At 33.7% G+C, this 19,413-nt stretch carries 33 protein-coding genes; 1 reads left to right on the top strand and 32 read right to left on the bottom strand.

Features of this window, described 5'->3' with window-relative positions:
• Window positions 1–3 precede the first annotated feature (3 nt).
• From HMPREF3058_RS03715 to HMPREF3058_RS03730, 4 genes are all read right to left on the bottom strand, one after another.
• A complete protein-coding gene (locus tag HMPREF3058_RS03715) occupies window positions 4–936 on the bottom strand; it encodes a tagatose-6-phosphate kinase (protein ID WP_002491566.1) in 933 nt (310 codons plus the stop codon).
• A gap of 12 nt (window positions 937–948) precedes the next feature.
• Window positions 949–1,464 (bottom strand): galactose-6-phosphate isomerase subunit LacB, encoded by a 516-nt coding sequence (lacB, locus tag HMPREF3058_RS03720; protein ID WP_002457936.1) that lies wholly within the window; start codon window positions 1,462–1,464, stop codon window positions 949–951.
• A 14-nt stretch (window positions 1,465–1,478) separates the two neighbouring features.
• Window positions 1,479–1,907 (bottom strand): galactose-6-phosphate isomerase subunit LacA, encoded by a 429-nt coding sequence (gene lacA, locus HMPREF3058_RS03725; protein WP_002447342.1) that lies wholly within the window; start codon window positions 1,905–1,907, stop codon window positions 1,479–1,481.
• A gap of 352 nt (window positions 1,908–2,259) precedes the next feature.
• Window positions 2,260–3,015 carry a DeoR/GlpR family DNA-binding transcription regulator gene (locus HMPREF3058_RS03730; protein ID WP_002457937.1) on the bottom strand — a complete coding sequence of 252 codons (756 nt, stop codon included), beginning with the start codon at window positions 3,013–3,015 and terminating at the stop codon, window positions 2,260–2,262.
• A gap of 297 nt (window positions 3,016–3,312) precedes the next feature.
• Here HMPREF3058_RS03730 and HMPREF3058_RS03735 point away from each other — a divergent pair, with 297 nt between their 5' ends.
• Window positions 3,313–4,050 carry an NAD-dependent protein deacylase gene (locus HMPREF3058_RS03735; protein WP_002491556.1) on the top strand — a complete coding sequence of 246 codons (738 nt, stop codon included), beginning with the start codon at window positions 3,313–3,315 and terminating at the stop codon, window positions 4,048–4,050.
• A gap of 258 nt (window positions 4,051–4,308) precedes the next feature.
• Here HMPREF3058_RS03735 and rpsI read toward each other — a convergent pair whose 3' ends face one another.
• The 28 genes from rpsI to rpsC form a co-directional block, all read right to left on the bottom strand.
• Window positions 4,309–4,701 carry a 30S ribosomal protein S9 gene (gene rpsI, locus HMPREF3058_RS03740; protein ID WP_001829714.1) on the bottom strand — a complete coding sequence of 131 codons (393 nt, stop codon included), beginning with the start codon at window positions 4,699–4,701 and terminating at the stop codon, window positions 4,309–4,311.
• A 19-nt stretch (window positions 4,702–4,720) separates the two neighbouring features.
• Window positions 4,721–5,158 carry a 50S ribosomal protein L13 gene (gene rplM / locus HMPREF3058_RS03745; protein WP_001829751.1) on the bottom strand — a complete coding sequence of 146 codons (438 nt, stop codon included), beginning with the start codon at window positions 5,156–5,158 and terminating at the stop codon, window positions 4,721–4,723.
• A gap of 259 nt (window positions 5,159–5,417) precedes the next feature.
• Window positions 5,418–6,221: a tRNA pseudouridine(38-40) synthase TruA gene (truA, locus tag HMPREF3058_RS03750; protein WP_002499310.1), complete on the bottom strand. Its 804-nt coding sequence runs from the start codon at window positions 6,219–6,221 to the stop codon at window positions 5,418–5,420.
• A gap of 3 nt (window positions 6,222–6,224) precedes the next feature.
• Window positions 6,225–7,031, bottom strand: a complete 807-nt coding sequence (locus tag HMPREF3058_RS03755) for an energy-coupling factor transporter transmembrane component T family protein (RefSeq protein ID WP_002474898.1) — start codon at window positions 7,029–7,031, stop codon at window positions 6,225–6,227.
• Window positions 7,021–7,881, bottom strand: coding sequence for an energy-coupling factor transporter ATPase (locus HMPREF3058_RS03760; protein ID WP_002447337.1), 861 nt, complete (start codon window positions 7,879–7,881; stop codon window positions 7,021–7,023). Before HMPREF3058_RS03760 ends, HMPREF3058_RS03755 begins: the two co-directional genes overlap by 11 nt.
• Entirely contained in the window at window positions 7,878–8,687 is an 810-nt protein-coding gene (locus tag HMPREF3058_RS03765; RefSeq protein WP_002491562.1) for an energy-coupling factor transporter ATPase, read from the bottom strand. The genes HMPREF3058_RS03760 and HMPREF3058_RS03765 overlap by 4 nt, the downstream gene beginning before the upstream one ends.
• Window positions 8,688–9,017: 330 nt before the next feature.
• Window positions 9,018–9,386, bottom strand: coding sequence for a 50S ribosomal protein L17 (rplQ, locus tag HMPREF3058_RS03770; protein ID WP_002447335.1), 369 nt, complete (start codon window positions 9,384–9,386; stop codon window positions 9,018–9,020).
• Between the two features lie 16 nt (window positions 9,387–9,402).
• Window positions 9,403–10,347 (bottom strand): DNA-directed RNA polymerase subunit alpha, encoded by a 945-nt coding sequence (locus tag HMPREF3058_RS03775; protein WP_001829787.1) that lies wholly within the window; start codon window positions 10,345–10,347, stop codon window positions 9,403–9,405.
• A 76-nt stretch (window positions 10,348–10,423) separates the two neighbouring features.
• Complete coding sequence (rpsK, locus tag HMPREF3058_RS03780; RefSeq protein WP_001829725.1) at window positions 10,424–10,813, bottom strand: 30S ribosomal protein S11; 390 nt, start codon at window positions 10,811–10,813, stop codon at window positions 10,424–10,426.
• A gap of 22 nt (window positions 10,814–10,835) precedes the next feature.
• Window positions 10,836–11,201, bottom strand: a complete 366-nt coding sequence (rpsM, locus tag HMPREF3058_RS03785) for a 30S ribosomal protein S13 (protein ID WP_001829703.1) — start codon at window positions 11,199–11,201, stop codon at window positions 10,836–10,838.
• 22 nt (window positions 11,202–11,223) lie between these two features.
• The gene (gene rpmJ, locus HMPREF3058_RS03790; RefSeq protein ID WP_001829709.1) at window positions 11,224–11,337 is read right to left on the bottom strand and encodes a 50S ribosomal protein L36; all 114 of its coding nucleotides are present in this window, start codon (window positions 11,335–11,337) and stop codon (window positions 11,224–11,226) included.
• Window positions 11,338–11,368: 31 nt separating this feature from the next.
• Window positions 11,369–11,587, bottom strand: a complete 219-nt coding sequence (infA, locus tag HMPREF3058_RS03795; protein WP_001829792.1) for a translation initiation factor IF-1 — start codon at window positions 11,585–11,587, stop codon at window positions 11,369–11,371.
• Between the two features lie 188 nt (window positions 11,588–11,775).
• Entirely contained in the window at window positions 11,776–12,423 is a 648-nt protein-coding gene (locus tag HMPREF3058_RS03800; protein WP_002447334.1) for an adenylate kinase, read from the bottom strand.
• A 17-nt stretch (window positions 12,424–12,440) separates the two neighbouring features.
• On the bottom strand, window positions 12,441–13,733 hold the full coding sequence (secY, locus tag HMPREF3058_RS03805; protein ID WP_002487086.1) for a preprotein translocase subunit SecY: 1,293 nt from the start codon (window positions 13,731–13,733) through the stop codon (window positions 12,441–12,443).
• Window positions 13,733–14,173 carry a 50S ribosomal protein L15 gene (rplO, locus tag HMPREF3058_RS03810; protein ID WP_001829796.1) on the bottom strand — a complete coding sequence of 147 codons (441 nt, stop codon included), beginning with the start codon at window positions 14,171–14,173 and terminating at the stop codon, window positions 13,733–13,735. Before rplO ends, secY begins: the two co-directional genes overlap by 1 nt.
• A gap of 16 nt (window positions 14,174–14,189) precedes the next feature.
• Complete coding sequence (rpmD, locus tag HMPREF3058_RS03815) at window positions 14,190–14,369, bottom strand: 50S ribosomal protein L30 (protein ID WP_002432330.1); 180 nt, start codon at window positions 14,367–14,369, stop codon at window positions 14,190–14,192.
• 16 nt (window positions 14,370–14,385) lie between these two features.
• Entirely contained in the window at window positions 14,386–14,886 is a 501-nt protein-coding gene (rpsE, locus tag HMPREF3058_RS03820; RefSeq protein WP_001829701.1) for a 30S ribosomal protein S5, read from the bottom strand.
• A 20-nt stretch (window positions 14,887–14,906) separates the two neighbouring features.
• Window positions 14,907–15,269, bottom strand: a complete 363-nt coding sequence (gene rplR, locus HMPREF3058_RS03825; protein WP_001829747.1) for a 50S ribosomal protein L18 — start codon at window positions 15,267–15,269, stop codon at window positions 14,907–14,909.
• 31 nt (window positions 15,270–15,300) lie between these two features.
• Window positions 15,301–15,837 carry a 50S ribosomal protein L6 gene (rplF, locus tag HMPREF3058_RS03830; protein WP_001829740.1) on the bottom strand — a complete coding sequence of 179 codons (537 nt, stop codon included), beginning with the start codon at window positions 15,835–15,837 and terminating at the stop codon, window positions 15,301–15,303.
• Window positions 15,838–15,861: 24 nt separating this feature from the next.
• Window positions 15,862–16,260: a 30S ribosomal protein S8 gene (rpsH, locus tag HMPREF3058_RS03835; RefSeq protein WP_001829768.1), complete on the bottom strand. Its 399-nt coding sequence runs from the start codon at window positions 16,258–16,260 to the stop codon at window positions 15,862–15,864.
• 30 nt (window positions 16,261–16,290) lie between these two features.
• Complete coding sequence (locus HMPREF3058_RS03840; protein ID WP_001829713.1) at window positions 16,291–16,476, bottom strand: type Z 30S ribosomal protein S14; 186 nt, start codon at window positions 16,474–16,476, stop codon at window positions 16,291–16,293.
• 22 nt (window positions 16,477–16,498) lie between these two features.
• Entirely contained in the window at window positions 16,499–17,038 is a 540-nt protein-coding gene (rplE, locus tag HMPREF3058_RS03845; RefSeq protein ID WP_001829778.1) for a 50S ribosomal protein L5, read from the bottom strand.
• A 25-nt stretch (window positions 17,039–17,063) separates the two neighbouring features.
• Window positions 17,064–17,381 carry a 50S ribosomal protein L24 gene (rplX, locus tag HMPREF3058_RS03850; RefSeq protein WP_002447331.1) on the bottom strand — a complete coding sequence of 106 codons (318 nt, stop codon included), beginning with the start codon at window positions 17,379–17,381 and terminating at the stop codon, window positions 17,064–17,066.
• 41 nt (window positions 17,382–17,422) lie between these two features.
• Window positions 17,423–17,791 carry a 50S ribosomal protein L14 gene (rplN, locus tag HMPREF3058_RS03855; RefSeq protein ID WP_001829742.1) on the bottom strand — a complete coding sequence of 123 codons (369 nt, stop codon included), beginning with the start codon at window positions 17,789–17,791 and terminating at the stop codon, window positions 17,423–17,425.
• Between the two features lie 30 nt (window positions 17,792–17,821).
• Complete coding sequence (rpsQ, locus tag HMPREF3058_RS03860) at window positions 17,822–18,085, bottom strand: 30S ribosomal protein S17 (protein ID WP_002432741.1); 264 nt, start codon at window positions 18,083–18,085, stop codon at window positions 17,822–17,824.
• Between the two features lie 24 nt (window positions 18,086–18,109).
• Complete coding sequence (gene rpmC, locus HMPREF3058_RS03865) at window positions 18,110–18,319, bottom strand: 50S ribosomal protein L29 (protein ID WP_000644737.1); 210 nt, start codon at window positions 18,317–18,319, stop codon at window positions 18,110–18,112.
• On the bottom strand, window positions 18,309–18,743 hold the full coding sequence (gene rplP, locus HMPREF3058_RS03870) for a 50S ribosomal protein L16 (protein ID WP_001829782.1): 435 nt from the start codon (window positions 18,741–18,743) through the stop codon (window positions 18,309–18,311). Before rplP ends, rpmC begins: the two co-directional genes overlap by 11 nt.
• Window positions 18,744–18,745: 2 nt before the next feature.
• A complete protein-coding gene (gene rpsC, locus HMPREF3058_RS03875) occupies window positions 18,746–19,399 on the bottom strand; it encodes a 30S ribosomal protein S3 (RefSeq protein WP_001829791.1) in 654 nt (217 codons plus the stop codon).
• Between the last annotated feature and the right edge of the window lie 14 nt (window positions 19,400–19,413).

Below are 19,413 nucleotides of genomic sequence, written 5' to 3' on the forward strand. Positions count from 1 at the left end.
AAATTACACCTCTATAACTTCTATTTGTTTGAATATTTCGTCAAATTTATCTGTATTAATATGACCTGTTTGTTGTTCCATTGCATTTAGCATTCCGAATGCATTTGCTTTTTTTAATAACTCTTCATCGGTTTGTTGATGAATGAGTGCAGAAGCAATACCTGCTACGGTGGAATCTCCTGATCCAACAGGATTAACTACTTTAATGTTGGGGATATTCACCTTGTAAAATTTATGATTATGTTTTGCAAAAGCACCTTCACTGCCCAATGAAACAATAATCCATTCAATATCATTAAATATTGGCTGACTTACTGCCGTTTTCAATTCTTTAATATCACTTATTACTTTGTATTTTAAAAGCTGTGATAATTCATATATATTAGGTTTAATTACTGTAGGTTTCACATTACTAATAAGAACTTCCTCAAGTGATTGACCAGAGCTATCTAAAATGGTCAAAATTCCTTGTTCTTTTGCTAATCTCACAATATCCGTATAATAATCAGTATTAAGTCCTTTGGGCAGACTACCAGACATAACAGCCACATCAGTTTCTTTGAAAAGTTTTAATAGATGTGACTTGAATTCCTCTGATTCCTTAAGTTCAATCGTGGGACCCTTTTCAAGGATCTCAGTTTGTTGTCCCTCATGCAGTATCGCAATACAATTTCGTGTTTCGCCTTTGATTTTGAAAAATGCTTGTTTAATACGAGTAGTTTCTATTTGTTCTTCAATATATTGACCTAATGCTCCACCTAAAAAACCACTTGCTATTACGTCTTCACCAAATTCAGACAATACTCTAGTAACATTTAATCCTTTACCGCCTGCTGTTTTGCTTGTTTGAGATACCCTATTAACAGTATCTAAATTAAACTGATTTAAAGGATAAGATATATCAACTGAGGGATTTAAAGTTAATGTTAAAATCATTGGACATCATCCTTAATCGTGATATTCACCTTTATTCCATTTTTCTAAGAACTCATCGAAGAAATGTGGATCAGTTTGGTCATTGTTATGTGCTTCTAAATGATTGATTTTAGCAATTAATTTTTTATTTTCCTCAGTAGGTTTGTACTCTGCCTCAATGAATGCATCAACGATGTCGAAAATAAATAATTCACCTGCTACCTTACCGCCAAAACTTACAACATTTGCATTTAACTCTTCTTTAGAATAAAGCGCTGATGTCATATCTCTAACTAAAGCAGTTCTAACACCAGGTACTTTGTTTGCAGCGTTACTAATTCCTACACCAGTGCCACAAATACATACACCTAAATCTGCTTCACCACTCGCAACTTTTTCTCCTACCTTTTTTCCATAAATCGGATAATGTGTACGTGTAAAATCATAAGTTCCAACATCTATCACTTCGTGTCCCTGTGATTTTAAGTGTTGTGAAACTTCCATTTTTGTATCAGTAACAATATGATCGCAACCTATTGCAATTTTCATTTTTATTCCTCCTATTAACACATTTTATTTAACATATCTACGCGGATTTGATGACGTCCACCATCGTAATGACCATTGACAAATTCTTTTGCGACATTTTTAGCAAGCGTATCTCCAACAATTTCGGCTCCCATAGTAATCATGCGTGCATTATTATGACTACGTGTCATGTAAGCTGAACGCTCATCTGAAACCTCAGCCGCAATCATTCCCTTAATTTTAGTTGCAACAATAAAACTACCTGCACCATAGGCATCTATAGCAATACCTAGATTGTCGTCGGACTTTTGAACTTCTTTAGCTACAGAGACTGTAGAATCAACAAAGTCTAAATCTTTTCCTTCTGTGACATCTAAAACATCATAATCGTTGTCTTCCAAATAAGCTTTAATTAATTCTTTTAAGCGTTTGCCATCTACATCTGAACCAATAATAATCGTCATAATAAGTCTCCTTTTTTGAATTAAGGTGTTTAAACACATGTATTTTTGAAAAAGCGCTTTCAAATCTTTACACCTAAATTATAAACATATTCAAACAAATAATCAACACATATCAAACAATTGTCACGTAATTTTGTTTGATACATGTTGATTTAAAAAGAAATTGTTGTTTTTCTCCATGTAAAATGTTTGTTTAAACAAAAAAAAGCAATAAATTTTAAAAATTTATTGCTGTTTTTACTTAAACTAGATATTTAATTTTACAATTCTTATCACTTGATTTTATTACTTTATAATAATGTTTAATTGACATAATCATTATGATCACTTTAAAGGCAATATGTTAACGACATTAACTAATAACCTCAACATATGATTCTATTTTTTCTTTCTTTTCCATGTCATTATTATCTGTTAAAACTGCATTGAGTTCACGAAGCTCACAAAATGATGAAAAATCATCCTTACCAATTTTTGAAGAGTCAATCAGTAAATATTTTTCCAACGAATGGCTAAGTGCAATTTGTTGCGTATAAGCCTCTTCTATTGAGGATGTCATAGCTAGACCATCTTTAACACCATTACTACTAAAAAACATTTTACTAAATCTTAGTTGACTTAATAATTGATTTGTCATCTCACCTACAAATGCTTCAGTTAAATCACGCATTTCTCCACCTAATAAATAGACTCTGAAATGTAACGTTTGTTTTTTCATTAATATATTAAATACTGGTAAACAATTAGTAATAATCGTTAATGAATAATGATTTATTTCTTCAGCTAATTTTTGAACCGTAGTACCAGGACCTAAGAAAATAGTATCTCCATCTTCAATTAAATCTACTGCATTCTTTGCTATAAATCGTTTTTCTTCAATAAAACGTGTATGTTTTTCTTGATGCGACATTTCTTTATATTGGAAAGCTGAATTACTACGAGCGCCACCATGTATTTTAGTGAGAACACCTTTTTCTTCGAGCTCAGCAAGATCACGGCGCACAGTCATATCTGAAACATTTAGATCTTCGACAATTTCGTTTGTTCTTACAGAACCTCTTTTATTTACTAATTTTGTGATTTCATCTAATCTATCATATTTGTTCATTTATTTATTCACTTCCTATAATTACTATATATCATAATATTGAAACAGTTTCATTATTTTAGAAGTTTATCATTTACTATCATACAAATTTAAAATCGATATTGTATATTTTAAATATCACATTTTTTTTTATAATTATTTTGATTTTTCAAAAATACTACCGATTTTCATTAAAAAGTTAGAAATACCTTCTATCATTACTTTAAATCATAACATGAATTCTTTAATATTAAATTATATTGCAGTTGATAATAAATGAATACTTACATAATATCTATGATAATGAGGTGAAAACAAATGAAAAAAACAGATATTCAACAGTTAAAAGATATCGTAAACAACTCTAATCAAATTGTTTTCTTTACAGGAGCTGGTGTTTCAGTTGCAAGCGGAATTCCAGATTTTCGCTCAATGGGTGGCTTGTATGATGAAATATCAAAGGATGGACAGTCTCCAGAGTATTTGCTTAGCATCGATCATTTACATGATAATAAAGAAAGTTTTATAAACTTTTATCATGAAAGACTTTTAATTGCTGATAAAAAACCTAATATTGTTCATCAATGGATAGCACAACTGGAAAATCAACAAAAATCACTTGGCGTCATCACTCAAAATATAGATGGTTTACATGAAGATGCAGGAAGTCACAATATTGATGAGCTACACGGCTCACTTAATCGCTTTTATTGTATTAACTGTTATGAGGAATACTCAAAATCATATGTCATGACACATCATCTCAAATATTGTGAAAAATGTGGTAACGTCATCAGACCTGATATTGTTTTATACGGCGAAATGTTAAATCAAAAAACAGTATTCAAGGCATTAGATAAAATTCAACATGCAGATACACTCATCGTATTAGGTTCATCACTTGTTGTACAGCCTGCTGCTGGTTTTGTATCAGAATTTAAAGGTGACAACTTAGTTATCATCAATAGAGATGCAACTCCATATGATCATACAGCTAGCCTAGTTATACACGATGACATGACTAGTGTTATAGAAGAAATAGTAATAGTTAAGTAACATAGAAGTCAAATTAAGTTCAAAATCCACTACTCATGCACCAAAATCAAACACGTCAAGTCGGTAGAATTTCTTGATGACACTTCCTTATTTTAGTGCATAGCATAGTATTGAAAAAGCTTGAATATGGTGTGCTTTTTAATTGAATAATCTAAATCCTACGCAACAATAAAGACTGGGACATTTAATTGTCCCAGTCTTTAATTATAAAAAAACACTTCCCAATAAATGGGAAGTGTAAATGTTGTTCGCCAAAAATTAACGTTTTGAGAATTGTGGAGAACGACGTGCTTTTTTAAGACCTGGTTTTTTACGTTCTTTCATACGTGGATCACGAGTAAGTAATCCAGCGCGTTTTAAAGAACCTCTGTATTCAGGATCTGCTTCTAATAAAGCACGTGCAATTCCATGTCGGATTGCTTGAGCTTGTCCAGTAAATCCACCACCATGTACGTTAACTAAAACATCATAGTTACCTTTAGTTTCAGTAACATCAAATGGTTGATTTAAGTCTAAAATTAATGATTCGAATGGTAAGTAGTCACGTACATCACGTTCGTTAACAGTAATGTTACCTTCGCCAGGTACTAAACGTACACGTGCTACTGAGTTTTTACGACGGCCTGTGCCTTTATATTCAACTTGTGCCAATGTAATTTCCTCCTTCTAATTAACCACGTAACTCGTAGTTTTCTGGTTGTTGTGCAGCGTGTGGATGTTCAGCGCCACCATATACAAATAATTTTTTACCTTGTTTTTCACCTAAGCGTGTACTTGGTAACATACCTTTAATTGAAGTTTCTAATAAACGTTCAGGATTTGTTCTTTTTAATTCACCAGCAGAGATTGATTTTAAACCACCTGGGTGATTTGAATGACGGTGGTACATTTTATCTTGTTCTTTGTTACCAGTAAATTCAATTTTAGATGCATTAATGATAATTACATAATCACCAGTATCAACGTGTGGTGTATAAGTTACTTTATTTTTACCGCGTAATATAGCAGCTACTTCTGATGATAAACGACCTAATGTTTGGCCTTCAGCATCAATAACATACCATTTGCGCTCAATGTTTGATTCATTTGCCATAAATGTTTGACGCATAATAATTGTCCTCCTAAAAATAAATGCTTCGTTCATTATTGCAGTGCGAATAAATCACATTCGAACCTATGTTTATTGCACTAACAACTATCATTATTGTTACGATTTAAAAGCGTAAGATTTCATTTATTTCATTAACTGTTGTTCTGCTTTGCTTATATATCTTGTAACACAATAAGTTTCCGGGGCTTATCGTGGGGTGATATAAAACAATACCGTTAATAATCATATAATTTCACAGTACTTTTGTCAATGACAATTAGTGTTTTTCCAACGATTTTTTGTAGTGTATTTTTATATCTTCCCCATATTCTTGTATCAATTCTTCTGGGCTTAAATAAATCTTTTCTAAATATAATCCGTCAGGTGGAGCTGTAAGAGGCACATTATTTCTATTTCTGTCCTCTAAGAGCTTAGGGACGTCATTAGGTTCACGCTTTCCTTTTCCTACTTCAATTAAGAAAGCTACCAATACACGGACCATATTATAAAGAAATCCAGAACCTGTTACGACGTAATCAAATCCCTCTTTAGTAGCAACAATTTCACTCTGATAGAGTGTTCTTACTTTGCTTTCAACTTCTGTTTTCTGTGAACAAAAACCGGTAAAATCATGTGTACCTATAAATTCTTGAGCAGCTTTGTTCATTTTATCATAGTCTAATGTTTCATAAACAAACGTTTCGGTACCACTCTTAAAAGGATTTCGATGATTACCTTGATAAACTTTGTAACGATAGCGTTTGCCTACGCAGTCATAACGACAATGAAAATACTCGTCGACATTTCGTACATTTTTAACGTAAATATCATCTGGTAAAGCTCGATTCATCGCATATTGCCATTGTTTGTTATCAATATTCAATTCGGTATCAAAATGAAAGAATTGCTGATACGCATGCACACCCCTATCTGTTCGGCTTGAAGGATGAATTCGTACATGATGTTTATGCATTCGTTTAAGAATCTTTTCAAATTGTTGTTGAACAGTTCGTCCTTGTTGCTGAATTTGAAAACCTAAAAATTGGTTACCTTGATAAGCGATTTCAACTAATATACGCAATATTTACACTCCTGAAAATTTTAAAATAAATAATATAGTAGCGATAGGTATTAAAAGCAAGACTGTTATTGTGTCTTTATATTGCCAATGCAATAACCTATAGCTTGTTCGTTTGATGTTAATATCATAACCTCTGACTTCCATTGCTATAGCTAGTTCTTCTGCTCTTTGAAAGGCAGAAATAAATAATGGAATCATGATAGGTATAAAAGCTCTAATTCGTGTTATTAAACCTCCTGAACTTATTTCTGATCCTCTAGATTTTTGAGCAAGTATAATTTTTTCTAATTCGTCCATTAACGTTGGTATAAACCTTAGAGCAATTGACATCATCATACTCAACTGATGTACTGGTACTTTAATCACTTTTAGAGGTGCAAATAATTTTTCAAAAGCATCTGTTAAATCAATCGGACTAGTCGAAAGTGTCATGATTGTTGCAATCATAACTATAAAAATTAATCTTAATGATATATAAATCCCTTCCATAACACCATTTGATTCAATAGTGATAAATTTCCATTGAAATAATATGATACCTCCATTAGTAAATAATACATGCATAGAAAAAGTGAAAATCAAGAAGAAAAAGATAGGTGTTAATCCTTTAATTAAAAACCAAAAAGGAATGCGTGCTAACTTGATAAATAGGATTAAAAAAAGAAACAACCATGCATATGTACCTAATGAATGACAAAAGAAAATTAAAATAATAAAAAAGAAGACAAATATTAACTTAGCCCTTGGATCAAGCTGATGAACAATTGATTGTAGGGGAAGATATCGTCCAATGATTAATTTATTTTTCATGATGCCACTCCTTATACAACTTCACAAACTCTTCTTCATTTAAAGCAAGTTGTGGAAATAAGATATTATACTTTTTTTCGATATCTTTCTGTAATTTCACCACTTTAGGTAAATCAATATGCCATTTTAATAAACGTGACTTCTGATTAAATAAATTTCTAGGATTTGATTTTTCTACTATCGTCCCTTTATTCATTACTACAACTTCATCTGAATAACGTGCTACATCATCCATATCATGTGAGACAAGAATAATCGTTTTATTTTCTTCTATTTGTATTTTCTTTATTAAAGACATGACCTGGTGTTTACTATTCGGGTCTAACCCAGCAGTCGGTTCATCTAAAATAATTACTTGTGGATCCATAGCCAAAATGGAAACAATGGCTATTTTTCTCATTTGTCCTCCCGACATTTGAAATGGAGAGGATGACATCACATTTCTTGAAAAGCCTAATTCAAGAAGAAGTTGAAAAGCTTTATCTTTAACATTTTTTAGGTTCATATTAAAATTTTTAGGTCCAAACTCAATTTCTTTTTCAACACTATCTTCAAATAATTGGGATTCTGGAAATTGAAATACTACACCTACTTCTTTTCTTATGTAACGTAAGTGCTTGTCTTTAGTTTTACTTGTAACTTCTAAACCATTAATGTTGACTGAACCTGTAGTGGGCTTTAATAAAGCATTCAAATGTTGAATCAGGGTAGATTTCCCACTTCCAGTTTGACCAATAATTGCATAATACTTGCCCTGTTCAAGAGTTAGTGAAATGTCTTTAATAGCTTCAAATTCATAAGGTGTGCCTTGTTGATAAATATAACTCACTTGATTAAATTGTATACTCATAATTTTTTAATCAACCCTTCATAAGTTACATAAGTTGAATCAAAACCTAAAAGTCGATTCATTTTCAAAGGAAATGGTAAGTCCAATCCAACTGATATTAGTGCCTCTTCGTACTTAAAAATATCTTGAGGTGTTCCTTGTTTAAAAACAGTTCCTTTATTCAATACAATGATTTGATCAGCATGCATTGCTTCATCTAAATCATGAGTGATTGAAATAATTGTAACATTATTATTCACTTTAACTTCATTTACAAGGTTAAGTAAAGATGACTTTCCGTGAGGATCTAGCATCGTTGTCGCTTCATCTAAAATCAGCACATCAGGATTAAGTGCAAGTACCCCAGCAATGGCAACACGTTGTTTCTGTCCTCCTGAAAGTGAATGGGGTTCATCATCTGCTTTATTTATCATATCGACTTCGGTTAATACTTGATTAACTTTAGATACCATTACTTTATAAGGAACAAGTTGGTTTTCAAGACCAAAAGCAACATCAAATTTAACTATAGAACCTACAAATTGATTATCAGGATTTTGAAAAACAATTCCGATATGTTTCCTCACTTCTCGCTTATTCTGAGAGTCTACTGGTAGATTTTGGAATAGAATTTGTCCTTCACTTGGTTCTTCTATACCTACCATAAGTTTAGCAATAGTAGATTTTCCTGAGCCATTGTGACCTACAATTGAAGTCCATTGTCCAGCTGGTATTGAAAATGAAACGCGATTTAATGTGAAAGCAGCGTCACTTTGATATTGAAATGATACATCTTTAAATTCAATGATAGGATTTGACTCATTCACATCAATCACTCCTAATATTTTTATATCACTAAACATTCTACAATAATTCAAATTGACTGTATATCAGATATGTATAATTTAATCATTTGTAATATGAATTATAAAAAAAGCTATAGTGTTATTAACTATAGCTTAAATAAAAAAGCGCGCACCCCATCAAATGTTGAGTTCACGCTTAAATAATTATTTAGTTGGATGGGGTACTCTGAGCTAGACAATATTTGTATGTGGCAAACATTATCGTTGCACTCATTTGCTTTATATATAAGTAGTAAGTGTGTATTTATTAAGGTTAGACAACTAAGTTATAACTTGTGTCTTAAAACTAGATTAAACTAATTCAATAATTACTGATTCAGCGCCGTCACCACGACGAGGGCCTACTTTAAGAATACGAGTGTAACCACCTTGACGTTCACTATAACGTTCAGCGATTTCACCAAATAATTTTTGAAGAGCAGTTTGTGTAGAGTCATCTTCATTTAAAATTTCAACATTACGTAAAGTTTTAGCAGCATTACGACGAGATGCTAAATCACCTTTTTTACCAAGTGTGATCAATTTCTCTACTAAACTACGAACTTCTTTAGCACGAGCTTCAGTTGTCTCGATGCGTTCACTAACGATTAATGAAGTTGCTAAGTCACGTAACATTGCTTTACGTTGATCAGAAGTACGACCTAATTTTCTGTAACCCATGAGTTAACCTCCTTTATCAATCTTCTTTTCTTAATCCTAATCCTAAATCTTCTAATTTATATTTTACTTCTTCTAGAGATTTACGACCTAAATTACGCACTTTCATCATGTCAGCTTCAGATTTATCAGCTAACTCTTGTACAGAATTGATTCCTGCGCGTTTTAAGCAGTTATAAGAACGTACGGATAAGTCTAATTCTTCAATAGACATTTCAAGTACTTTTTCTTTTTGATCTTCTTCTTTTTCAATCATGATTTCAGCGTTTTGAGCCTCATCAGTTAGACTTACAAAGATATTCAAGTGTTCAGTCATTATTTTAGCTGCTAATGATACTGACTCTTGTGGTGTGATTGAACCATTTGTCCAAACATCTAAAGTTAATTTATCAAAATCACTACTTTGACCTACACGTGTATTTTCAACTGTATAGTTTACACGTTCAACAGGTGAATATAGTGAATCAACAGGAATTACACCAATTGGTAAATCACTAGTATTATTTTGTTCAGCTAATGCGTAACCTCTACCCTTATTAGCAACAAGACGCACTTTAAGATGTCCACCTTTAGACACTGTTGCGATTTTAAGTTCTGGATTTAAAATCTCAACATCACTGTCGTGAGTAATGTCACTTGCAGTTACTTCGCCTTCATCTTTTACATCAATTTCTAAAGTTTTATCTTCTTCAGAGTAAATTTTTAATGCAAGTTTTTTAATGTTCATAATGATTGTTGAAACATCTTCTACTACATTATCTACTGCTGAAAATTCGTGTAAAACTCCTTCAATCTCGATGTACTTAACGGCTGCACCTGGTAATGAAGATAGTAGGATACGACGTAAGGAGTTTCCTAGTGTAGTACCATAGCCACGTTCAAGTGGTTCAACAACGAATTTACCGAATTTAGCATCTTCACTAACTTCAATTGTCTCAATTCTAGGTTTTTCAATTTCTATCATTTACAAATATCCTCCTTAAATACGTCGACTAGATTTAAACTGTTTGCTCAGTGACTTGTAACAATACATTTAAAAATTATACGCGACGACGTTTTGGTGGACGACAACCGTTGTGTGGTACTGGAGTAACGTCTCTGATTGCAGTTACTTCTAAACCTGCAGATTGTAGTGCACGGATAGCAGATTCACGGCCTGGACCAGGTCCTTTTACTGTTACTTCTACTGTTTTCAAGCCATGTTCCATAGCTGTTTTAGAAGCAGTTTCTGAAGCCATTTGAGCTGCAAATGGAGTTGATTTTTTTGATCCTTTGAATCCTAATGCACCAGCTGATGACCAAGATAATGCATTACCGAATTCATCAGTGATAGTTACGATAGTATTATTGAATGTTGAACGGATGTGAGCTACACCATTTTCAATATTCTTTTTCACTCTACGTTTACGAGATACTTGTTTACGTGCCATTAAATTTTGCCTCCTTTACCTATTATTTTTTCTTATTAGCTACTGTTTTAACTGGACCTTTACGTGTACGAGCATTGTTTTTAGTTTTTTGTCCACGAACTGGTAAGCCACGACGATGACGAATTCCACGGTATGATGAAATTTCCATTAAACGTTTAATGTTTAAGTTTTGTTCACGGCGTAAGTCACCTTCTACTTTGTAACCATCTACAACTTCACGGATACGACCTAATTCATCGTCAGTTAAATCTTTAACGCGAGTATCTGCTGATACGTTAGCTTCTTCTACAATTTTATTAGCAGTTGAAGTACCAATACCATATACGTATGTTAATGAGATAACAATGCGTTTTTCACGTGGAATATCCACTCCTGCAATACGTGCCATATTAATTTACACCTCTCTTTTATTAACCTTGTCTTTGTTTGTGTTTTGGATTATCACAAATTACCATTACTTTACCTTTACGTTTAATGACTTTGCATTTTTCGCATATTGGTTTTACTGATGGTCTTACTTTCATTTTTATACCTCCCTATATTATGGAGTGACGATTATTTATAACGATAAGTAATTCTACCGCGCGATAAATCATACGGAGACATCTCAACAGTTACTTTGTCGCCAGGTAGAATACGAATGTAATTCATTCTGATTTTACCACTTACGTGAGCTAAAATCTCATGACCATTTTCTAATTCTACTTTAAACATTGCGTTTGGTAAAGTATCTAGTACTGTACCTTCTAATTCAATTACATCTTGTTTAGCCATTGATTAACTTCCCCCTTTTTGCAATAGTAAGGTAATCGTCAATAGACAACTTAACGATACGAATCTATTCGTGATGGTTTAATATAAGTTCAACAAAAATACGGGAATTAAATATCGTTATTTGTCACTCATTCTATTAAATTTAACTCTAATACTCACTGAAACATAGATCGTATAGTGTTGATCTATTATAAATGATCTAAAATATCAATGACATCTTTGGTTACTTCGTCAATATCTTTTGAACCATCAATGTTTTTCAAGACACCTTTGTTGTTGTAATATTCTAAAATAGGCTTAGATTGTTTAACATTAACGCTCAAACGATTAGATACTGTTTCTGGGTTGTCATCTTCGCGTTGATATAACTTTCCACCATCGATATCACATATACCATCAACCTTTGGAGGATTAAATACAAGATGATATGTTGTACCACATTTCTCACAGATACGACGACCTGTAAGACGATTCATTAATTCTTCCTCAGGAACTTCGATATTAATGACAGCATCAATTTCTCTATCAAGCTCAGACATAATTTGACTTAATGACTCAGCTTGATCTATAGTTCTTGGGAATCCATCTAACAAGAATCCTTTTTTTGCATCGTCTTCAGAAATTCTTTCTTTAACGATACCTACAGTAACTTCATCAGGAACTAATTCTCCACGATCCATATATGATTTAGCTTCTTTTCCTAAATCTGTTTCATCTTTAATCGCTTTTCTGAACATGTCACCAGTAGAAATATGTGGTATTGGGAATTTCTTAACAATTTCACTCGCCTGAGTCCCTTTACCTGCACCAGGTAAGCCCATTAAAATGATATTCATAAATGCCCTCCTACAAATTATCTACCACCAAAGCCTTTATATTCTTTTTGAGTGACTTGTGCTTCTAAAGTTTTCATAGTTTCAATAGCTACACCAATTACGATCAAAAGACTCGTACCACCAATTTGAATTGATTGTGGTAAGCCCATAAATTTAGTCGCAATTATAGGTAAAATAGCTATAGCCGCTAAGAAAATTGAACCAACAAAAGTCAATCTATAAAGTACTTTAGTAATATATTTTTTTGTTTGTTCACCAGGTCTAATTCCTGGGACATAACTACCTTGTTTTTTAAGGTTATCTGCCATTTTCTCTGGATTAACTTGTACAAAAGCATAAAAATATGCAAATGCAATAATTAAAACCACATAAATAATCATTCCAATATTACTTGACGGGTTGGCAGTATCAGCAATATTCTGTGCCCATTCTGCTTTCGGGAAGAATAAAGTCAATGTTCTTGGTAACAAGAAAAATGCCATCGCAAAGATTACTGGAATAACACCGGCAGAGTTAACTTTCAAAGGTAGATAAGTTGCTTGTGAACCTAATCGTTGAGCAGATTGTTTCTTTGCATATTGAATAGGTATTTTACGTTTAGCTTCAAGAACAAATATTGCGCCTACTGTTAGTAGAATCAACGCTACTATCAATCCTAGTATTTTCAGCCAAGCGAGTGAAGTATCGTCTTGCCCAACAAACACTGATTGTGCAAATTGTTCTAGACTTGAAGGTAAAGTTGATAATATACCTGCAAAGATGATAAGAGAAATACCGTTACCAACACCAAACTGTGTGATTTGGTCACCAAGCCAAATTAAGAAAGCTGTTCCCGCTGTTAATACAACTGCAATTAATAAATAACCCATAACGGACTGTTCTATAATAAGTTGTCCTTTGAGATAGTTATTAAATTGGAAAGCCATACCTATAGATTGGATAAAAGCTAAAATTATAGCAAAATAACGAGTTACGTTATTAATTTTTCTTCTACCCATTTCACCTTGTTTTGCCCACTCTGTAAATTTAGGAACAATATCCATTTGCAGTAATTGCATGACGATGGACGCAGTGATATAAGGCATGATTCCCATCGCAAATATTGAGAAACGTTTCAAGGCACCGCCACCAAAAGTATTTAATAACTCAGTGGCACCTTGAGATCCCTGTGGATGATTAAAGGCTTCAGGATTAACTCCTGGAGCAGGAATATACGTTCCTATTTTAAAAATAACTAACATTGCTAGAGTGAAGAAAATCTTGTTTCGTACTTCTTTAGTTGTAAAGAAACGTACAAACGTTTGAAACATTAGATCACCTCGTGTGCTCCACCTTTTGCATCAATAGCTTCTGCTGCTGAAGCTGAGAATTTATGAGCTTTCACTGTTAATTTCTTGTCTAGTGAACCGTTACCTAGTACTTTGATACCAGATTTTTCATTCTTAACAACACCAGATTCTACTAATAAAGCTGGAGTAACTTCAGTACCATCTTCAAATTTATTGAGTTGGTCTAAATTAACAATAGCATATTCTTTACGGTTAATGTTAGTGAAACCACGTTTAGGTAAACGACGGAATAAAGGTAATTGTCCACCTTCAAATCCTGGTCTTACTTTACCACCTGAACGTGCTTTTTGACCTTTTTGACCACGGCCACTTGTTTTACCGTTACCAGTTGCAGCACCACGACCTACACGGTTACGTACACGACGTGATCCTTCAGCTGCTTTTAACTCATGTAATTTCATTTCGGCACCTCCTTAATTATTTTTCTTCAATTGTTAATAAATGCTTAACTTTGTTGATTTGCCCACGAATTGCAGGGTTATCTTCAACAACTACTGAACTATTAGTCTTTTTAAGACCTAAAGCTTCAACAGTTTTACGTTGTGTTTCAGGACGACCAATAACACTACGAGTGAGGGTAATTTGTAATTTAGCCATAACTTATTTTCCCTCCTTAATTGTATAATTCTTCTACAGATTTGCCACGTAATTTAGCAACATCTTCTGCATTTTTTAAGTTTTGTAAACCGTTGATAGTCGCACGAACCATATTAATAGGAGTATTTGATCCTAAAGATTTACTTAAGATATCAGTAATTCCTGCTAACTCTAATACAGCACGAACTGGTCCACCAGCGATAACTCCTGTACCAGGTGCTGCTGGTTTCATAAATACGCTTCCTGAGCCATATTGACCAGTGATAGTATGAGGAGTCGTACCTTCTACACGTGGAACAACTACTAAATCTTTTTTAGCTGCTTCAACAGCTTTTTTAATAGCTTCTGGTACCTCTTGCGCTTTACCAGTACCGAAACCTACACGACCATTTTTATCTCCAACAACCACTAATGCAGTGAAACGGAAACGACGACCACCTTTTACTACTTTAGCAACACGGTTAATCGTAACAACGCGTTCTTCAAATTCTTTAGTTTCTTCTTCTCTACGAGCCATGAATGTGTCCCTCCTTTAAATTAAAATTCTAATCCATTTTCTCTTGCAGCATCAGCTAAAGCTTTAACACGTCCGTGGTATAAATATCCTCCGCGATCGAACACGATTTCTTTAATACCTTTATCGTTAGCTTTTTTAGCAATTTCTTGACCTACAGTAGTTGCTAAGTCAACTTTTGAAGCTGATGTGTTTGCAATATCTTTATCTTGTGATGATGCTTGAGCAAGTGTTACGCCTTTAACGTCATCAATAATTTGTGCATAGATGTGTTTGTTTGAACGATACACATTTAAACGTGGCTTTTCAGCTGTACCTGATAATTTAGTACGAACACGAGCATGTCTTTTCAAACGTACTTTGTTTTTATCAATTTTACTGATCATTTCAATACTCCTTTCTTTAGAGTGTTATCTATTATTTACCAGTTTTACCTTCTTTACGGCGTACATATTCACCTTGGTAGCGAATACCTTTACCTTTATAAGGTTCTGGAGGTCTTACAGAACGTATGTTAGAAGCAATCGCACCAACTTGTTCTTTAGAAACACCAGATACTTTAACAGTTGTATTTTTCTCAACAGCGAAAGTAATGCCTTCTTCTGCTTTAATTTCAACTGGGTGAGAGTATCCAACATTAAGTACTAAATCTTTACCTTGCATTTGTGCACGGTAACCTACACCAACAAGCTCAAGTGTTTTTTCGTAACCTTGAGAAACACCTAGTACCATATTATTTAATAAAGCACGAGTTGTACCATGATCTGTTCTATCTTCTTTAGAATCAGATGGTCTTACAACTTCAACAGTGTTTTCTTCTTGTTTAAATGTCATTCTTTCATTTAAAGTTCTTTCTAATTCACCTTTTGGACCTTTTACAGTCACATGACTTCCGTCAAAAGTTACTGTTACGTCACTAGGAATGTCAATAATTTTCTTACCAACACGACTCATGTTATGGCACCTCCTTATTATTTATTACCAAACGTATGCGATAATTTCTCCACCAACATTACGTTTTCTTGCTTCTTTATCAGTGATTACACCTTCAGAAGTTGAAACTAATGCAATACCTAAGCCATTTAATACTTTTGGCACTTCATTTGCTTTAGCGTAAACACGTAAACCTGGTTTAGAAATACGTTTTAAACCTGTGATAACACGTTCATTGTTTTGACCATATTTCAAGAACAAACGAATAACACCTTGTTTATCGTCTTCTACATATTCAACATTTTTAATGAAACCTTCACTCTTTAAGATTTCAGCAATTTCTTTTTTAATATTAGACGCAGGTAATTCTAATTTCTCGTGGCGAACCATATTAGCGTTTCTTACACGAGTAAGCATATCTGCGATTGGATCTGTCATTGTCATTGATTGTTGCCTCCTTTCAGACTCTTATTATTACCAGCTAGCTTTACGTACGCCAGGAATCTGACCTTTGTAAGCTAATTCACGGAAACAAATACGGCATAGTTTAAATTTACGATACACAGAATGTGGACGACCACAGCGTTCACAACGAGTATATTCACGTACAGCGAATTTTTGTTTTTTTTGTTGCTTAGCAACCATTGAAGTTTTAGCCACTTTATTAGCCTCCTTTTAGAGATTATTTACGAAATGGCATACCGAAGTTTGTTAACAATTCACGAGCTTCCTCGTCAGTGTTAGCAGTTGTTACGATAACAATATCCATTCCTCTAACTTTTGTTACTTTATCATAGTCAATTTCTGGGAAAATTAATTGTTCTTTAACACCAAGTGTGTAATTTCCACGACCATCAAAAGCTGTTTTAGAAACACCTTGGAAGTCACGTACACGTGGTAATGAAACTGCAATGAGTTTGTCTAAGAATTCATACATTCTTTCTCCGCGAAGAGTGACTTTCGCACCGATTGGCATACCTTCACGTAAACGGAATGTTGCAACTGATTTTTTAGCTTTTGTTACTAATGGTTTTTGACCAGTGATCAATTCTAACTCTTCAACAGCATTGTCTAATACTTTAGAATTTTGAACTGCGTCACCTACACCCATATTTACAACTATTTTTTCAATTTTTGGTACTTCCATTACTGAACTATAATTGAATTTTTTTACTAAGTTTTCAGTAACTTCTGTATTAAATTTTTCTTTTAAACGGTTCAAAGTGGATCCTCCTTTCAACTAGTTATTAATTATTAGCTTTAATTTCTTCGCCTGATTTTTTAGCGATACGAACTTTTTTACCATCAACTGTTTTATATCCTACACGTGTAGGTTCATTTGTTTTAGGATCTAATAATTGTACGTTAGAAACATGGATTGCTGCCTCTGTTTCTAGAATTCCACCTTCAGGGTTTAATTGAGTTGGTTTTTGGTGTTTTTTTATAACGTTAACACCTTCCACAACGACACGGTCTTTTTTAGGTTCAGTAGCTACTACTTTACCTTCTTTACCTTTGTCTTTACCTGCGATAACTTTTACGTTGTCACCTTTTTTGATATGCATGTAGGCACCTCCTTAAATTATGTTAATTTATTTGATTGGTATTATAGTACTTCTGGAGCTAGTGATACAATTTTCATGAAGTTTCCTTCACGTAATTCACGAGCAACAGGACCAAAGATACGAGTACCACGTGGGCCTTTGTCATCACGGATGATAACACATGCATTTTCGTCAAATTTAATATATGAACCGTCTTCACGACGAACACCTGATTTTGTACGAACTACAACAGCTTTTACAACGTCACCTTTTTTGACAACGCCACCTGGTGTTGCATTTTTAACAGTACATACAATGATATCACCAATGTTCGCTGTTTTGCGACCAGATCCACCTAATACTTTAATTGTAAGAACTTCACGAGCACCAGAGTTGTCTGCTACTTTTAAGCGTGTTTCTTGTTGGATCATTCGTTAAACCTCCCTTATCTCTAATCTTGATTAAATAATTACTGACTCTTCAACAATTTCTACTAAACGAAAACGTTTTGTTGCTGATAAAGGACGAGTTTCTTGAATTTTAACAATGTCTCCTAATTTAGCTGAATTGTTTTCATCATGAGTTTTATATTTTTTAGAGTATTTTACTCGTTTGCCGTATAATTTGTGTGTTTTGTAAGTTTCCACTAAAACAGTGATTGTTTTGTCCATTTTATCTGAAACAACTCTACCTACATAAACTTTACGATCGTTTCTTTCGCTCACTTTTGTAACCTCCTCTTTCAATTATTATTGATTAGCCTTGCTTTGTTCAATTTCTCTTTCACGAGCAACAGTTTTTAGACGTGCAATCGTTTTTCTTACTGTGCGAATACGTGCCGTTTCCTCTAATTGACCTGTAGCTAACTGAAAGCGTAGGTTAAAAAGCTCTTCTTTTGAAGATTTGATTTGTTCTTCGATTTCTGAAGTGGTTAAGTCTCTAATTTCCTTAGCTTTCATTTGTTTCACCACCCAATTCTTCACGTTTTACAAACTTAGATTTTACTGGAAGTTTGTGACTTGCTAAACGTAATGCTTCACGAGCAACTTCTTCAGGTACACCAGCTACTTCGAATAAAATTCTACCAGGTTTAACAACTGCTATCCAGCCTTCAACCGCACCTTTACCAGCACCCATACGTACTTCTAAAGGTTTTTTAGTATATGGTGTATGAGGGAAGATTTTAATCCAAACTTTCCCGCCACGTTTCATGTAACGTGTCATTGCAATACGAGCTGATTCGATTTGACGAGATGTGATCCAAGACGTAGTTGTAGCTTGTAATCCATACTCACCAAATGTTACGTAGTTACCGCCTTTAGAACGACCAGTTGTTTTTGGACGATGCTGACGACGATATTTTACACGTTTTGGTAGTAACATTATTATTTTCCTCCTTCACTAGTGTTCTTAGTAGGAAGAACTTCTCCACGGTATATCCATACTTTAACGCCTAATTTACCATATGTTGTATCGGCTTCAGCGTGTGCATAATCAATGTCAGCACGTAATGTATGAAGTGGAACAGTTCCTTCTGAGTATTGTTCAGCACGAGCGATGTCAGCTCCGCCTAAACGACCTGATACTTGAGTTTTGATACCTTTAGCACCATTTTTCATAGCTCTTGTAATAGCTTGCTTTTGTACACGACGGAATGAAGCACGATTTTCTAATTGACGTGCAATATTTTCTGCAACTAAACGTGCATCAATATCAATTTTCTTAATTTCAATTACGTTAATGTGTACTTTTTTATCAGTTAAGGTATTTAATTTGTTACGAAGTTTTTCAATTTCTGAACCGCCTTTACCAATAACCATTCCTGGCTTACCAGTATGGATTGCAATATTGATGCGATTTGCTGCACGTTCAATATCTACGTGAGAAACTGACGCTTCTTTTAATTCATTATCAATAAATTTACGGATTTTTAAGTCTTCATGTAAAAGTGAAGCAAAGTCTTTTTCAGCATACCATTTTGCTTCCCAATCACGGATAACACCGACACGAAGTCCGATTGGATTAATTTTTTGACCCACAGTATTCCCTCCTT

The sequence above is a fragment of the Staphylococcus sp. HMSC068G11 genome, assembly GCF_001815825.1.
GTDB lineage: Bacteria > Bacillota > Bacilli > Staphylococcales > Staphylococcaceae > Staphylococcus > Staphylococcus epidermidis.

What these genes read in the sequence shown, in the direction of transcription:
- HMPREF3058_RS03755 (WP_002474898.1), bottom strand. Translation starts at nt 7,031, where the DNA reads ATGAAAAATAAATTAATCATTGGACGATATCTTCCCCTACAATCAATT.
- rplR (WP_001829747.1), bottom strand. Translation starts at nt 15,269, where the DNA reads ATGATCAGTAAAATTGATAAAAACAAAGTACGTTTGAAAAGACATGCT.
- rplN (WP_001829742.1), bottom strand. Translation starts at nt 17,791, where the DNA reads ATGATCCAACAAGAAACACGCTTAAAAGTAGCAGACAACTCTGGTGCT.
- rpmJ (WP_001829709.1), bottom strand. Translation starts at nt 11,337, where the DNA reads ATGAAAGTAAGACCATCAGTAAAACCAATATGCGAAAAATGCAAAGTC.
- secY (WP_002487086.1), bottom strand. Translation starts at nt 13,733, where the DNA reads ATGTTTCAAACGTTTGTACGTTTCTTTACAACTAAAGAAGTACGAAAC.
- HMPREF3058_RS03775 (WP_001829787.1), bottom strand. Translation starts at nt 10,347, where the DNA reads ATGATAGAAATTGAAAAACCTAGAATTGAGACAATTGAAGTTAGTGAA.
- rplM (WP_001829751.1), bottom strand. Translation starts at nt 5,158, where the DNA reads ATGCGTCAAACATTTATGGCAAATGAATCAAACATTGAGCGCAAATGG.
- lacB (WP_002457936.1), bottom strand. Translation starts at nt 1,464, where the DNA reads ATGAAAATTGCAATAGGTTGCGATCATATTGTTACTGATACAAAAATG.
- rpsM (WP_001829703.1), bottom strand. Translation starts at nt 11,201, where the DNA reads ATGGCACGTATTGCAGGAGTGGATATTCCACGTGAAAAACGCATTGTT.
- rpmD (WP_002432330.1), bottom strand. Translation starts at nt 14,369, where the DNA reads ATGGCTAAATTACAAATTACCCTCACTCGTAGTGTTATTGGTCGTCCT.
- infA (WP_001829792.1), bottom strand. Translation starts at nt 11,587, where the DNA reads ATGGCTAAACAAGATGTAATTGAATTAGAAGGTACAGTACTAGATACT.
- rplX (WP_002447331.1), bottom strand. Translation starts at nt 17,381, where the DNA reads ATGCATATCAAAAAAGGTGACAACGTAAAAGTTATCGCAGGTAAAGAC.
- lacA (WP_002447342.1), bottom strand. Translation starts at nt 1,907, where the DNA reads ATGACGATTATTATTGGTTCAGATGTAGATGGCAAACGCTTAAAAGAA.
- HMPREF3058_RS03730 (WP_002457937.1), bottom strand. Translation starts at nt 3,015, where the DNA reads ATGAACAAATATGATAGATTAGATGAAATCACAAAATTAGTAAATAAA.
- rplF (WP_001829740.1), bottom strand. Translation starts at nt 15,837, where the DNA reads ATGAGTCGTGTTGGTAAGAAAATTATTGACATTCCTAGTGACGTAACA.
- rplQ (WP_002447335.1), bottom strand. Translation starts at nt 9,386, where the DNA reads ATGGGTTACAGAAAATTAGGTCGTACTTCTGATCAACGTAAAGCAATG.
- HMPREF3058_RS03760 (WP_002447337.1), bottom strand. Translation starts at nt 7,881, where the DNA reads ATGAGTATACAATTTAATCAAGTGAGTTATATTTATCAACAAGGCACA.
- rplP (WP_001829782.1), bottom strand. Translation starts at nt 18,743, where the DNA reads ATGTTACTACCAAAACGTGTAAAATATCGTCGTCAGCATCGTCCAAAA.
- HMPREF3058_RS03800 (WP_002447334.1), bottom strand. Translation starts at nt 12,423, where the DNA reads ATGAATATCATTTTAATGGGCTTACCTGGTGCAGGTAAAGGGACTCAG.
- rplO (WP_001829796.1), bottom strand. Translation starts at nt 14,173, where the DNA reads ATGAAATTACATGAGTTAAAAGCAGCTGAAGGATCACGTCGTGTACGT.
- HMPREF3058_RS03735 (WP_002491556.1), top strand. Translation starts at nt 3,313, where the DNA reads ATGAAAAAAACAGATATTCAACAGTTAAAAGATATCGTAAACAACTCT.
- rpsK (WP_001829725.1), bottom strand. Translation starts at nt 10,813, where the DNA reads ATGGCACGTAAACAAGTATCTCGTAAACGTAGAGTGAAAAAGAATATT.
- rpsE (WP_001829701.1), bottom strand. Translation starts at nt 14,886, where the DNA reads ATGGCTCGTAGAGAAGAAGAAACTAAAGAATTTGAAGAACGCGTTGTT.
- rpmC (WP_000644737.1), bottom strand. Translation starts at nt 18,319, where the DNA reads ATGAAAGCTAAGGAAATTAGAGACTTAACCACTTCAGAAATCGAAGAA.
- rpsH (WP_001829768.1), bottom strand. Translation starts at nt 16,260, where the DNA reads ATGACAATGACAGATCCAATCGCAGATATGCTTACTCGTGTAAGAAAC.
- HMPREF3058_RS03715 (WP_002491566.1), bottom strand. Translation starts at nt 936, where the DNA reads ATGATTTTAACATTAACTTTAAATCCCTCAGTTGATATATCTTATCCT.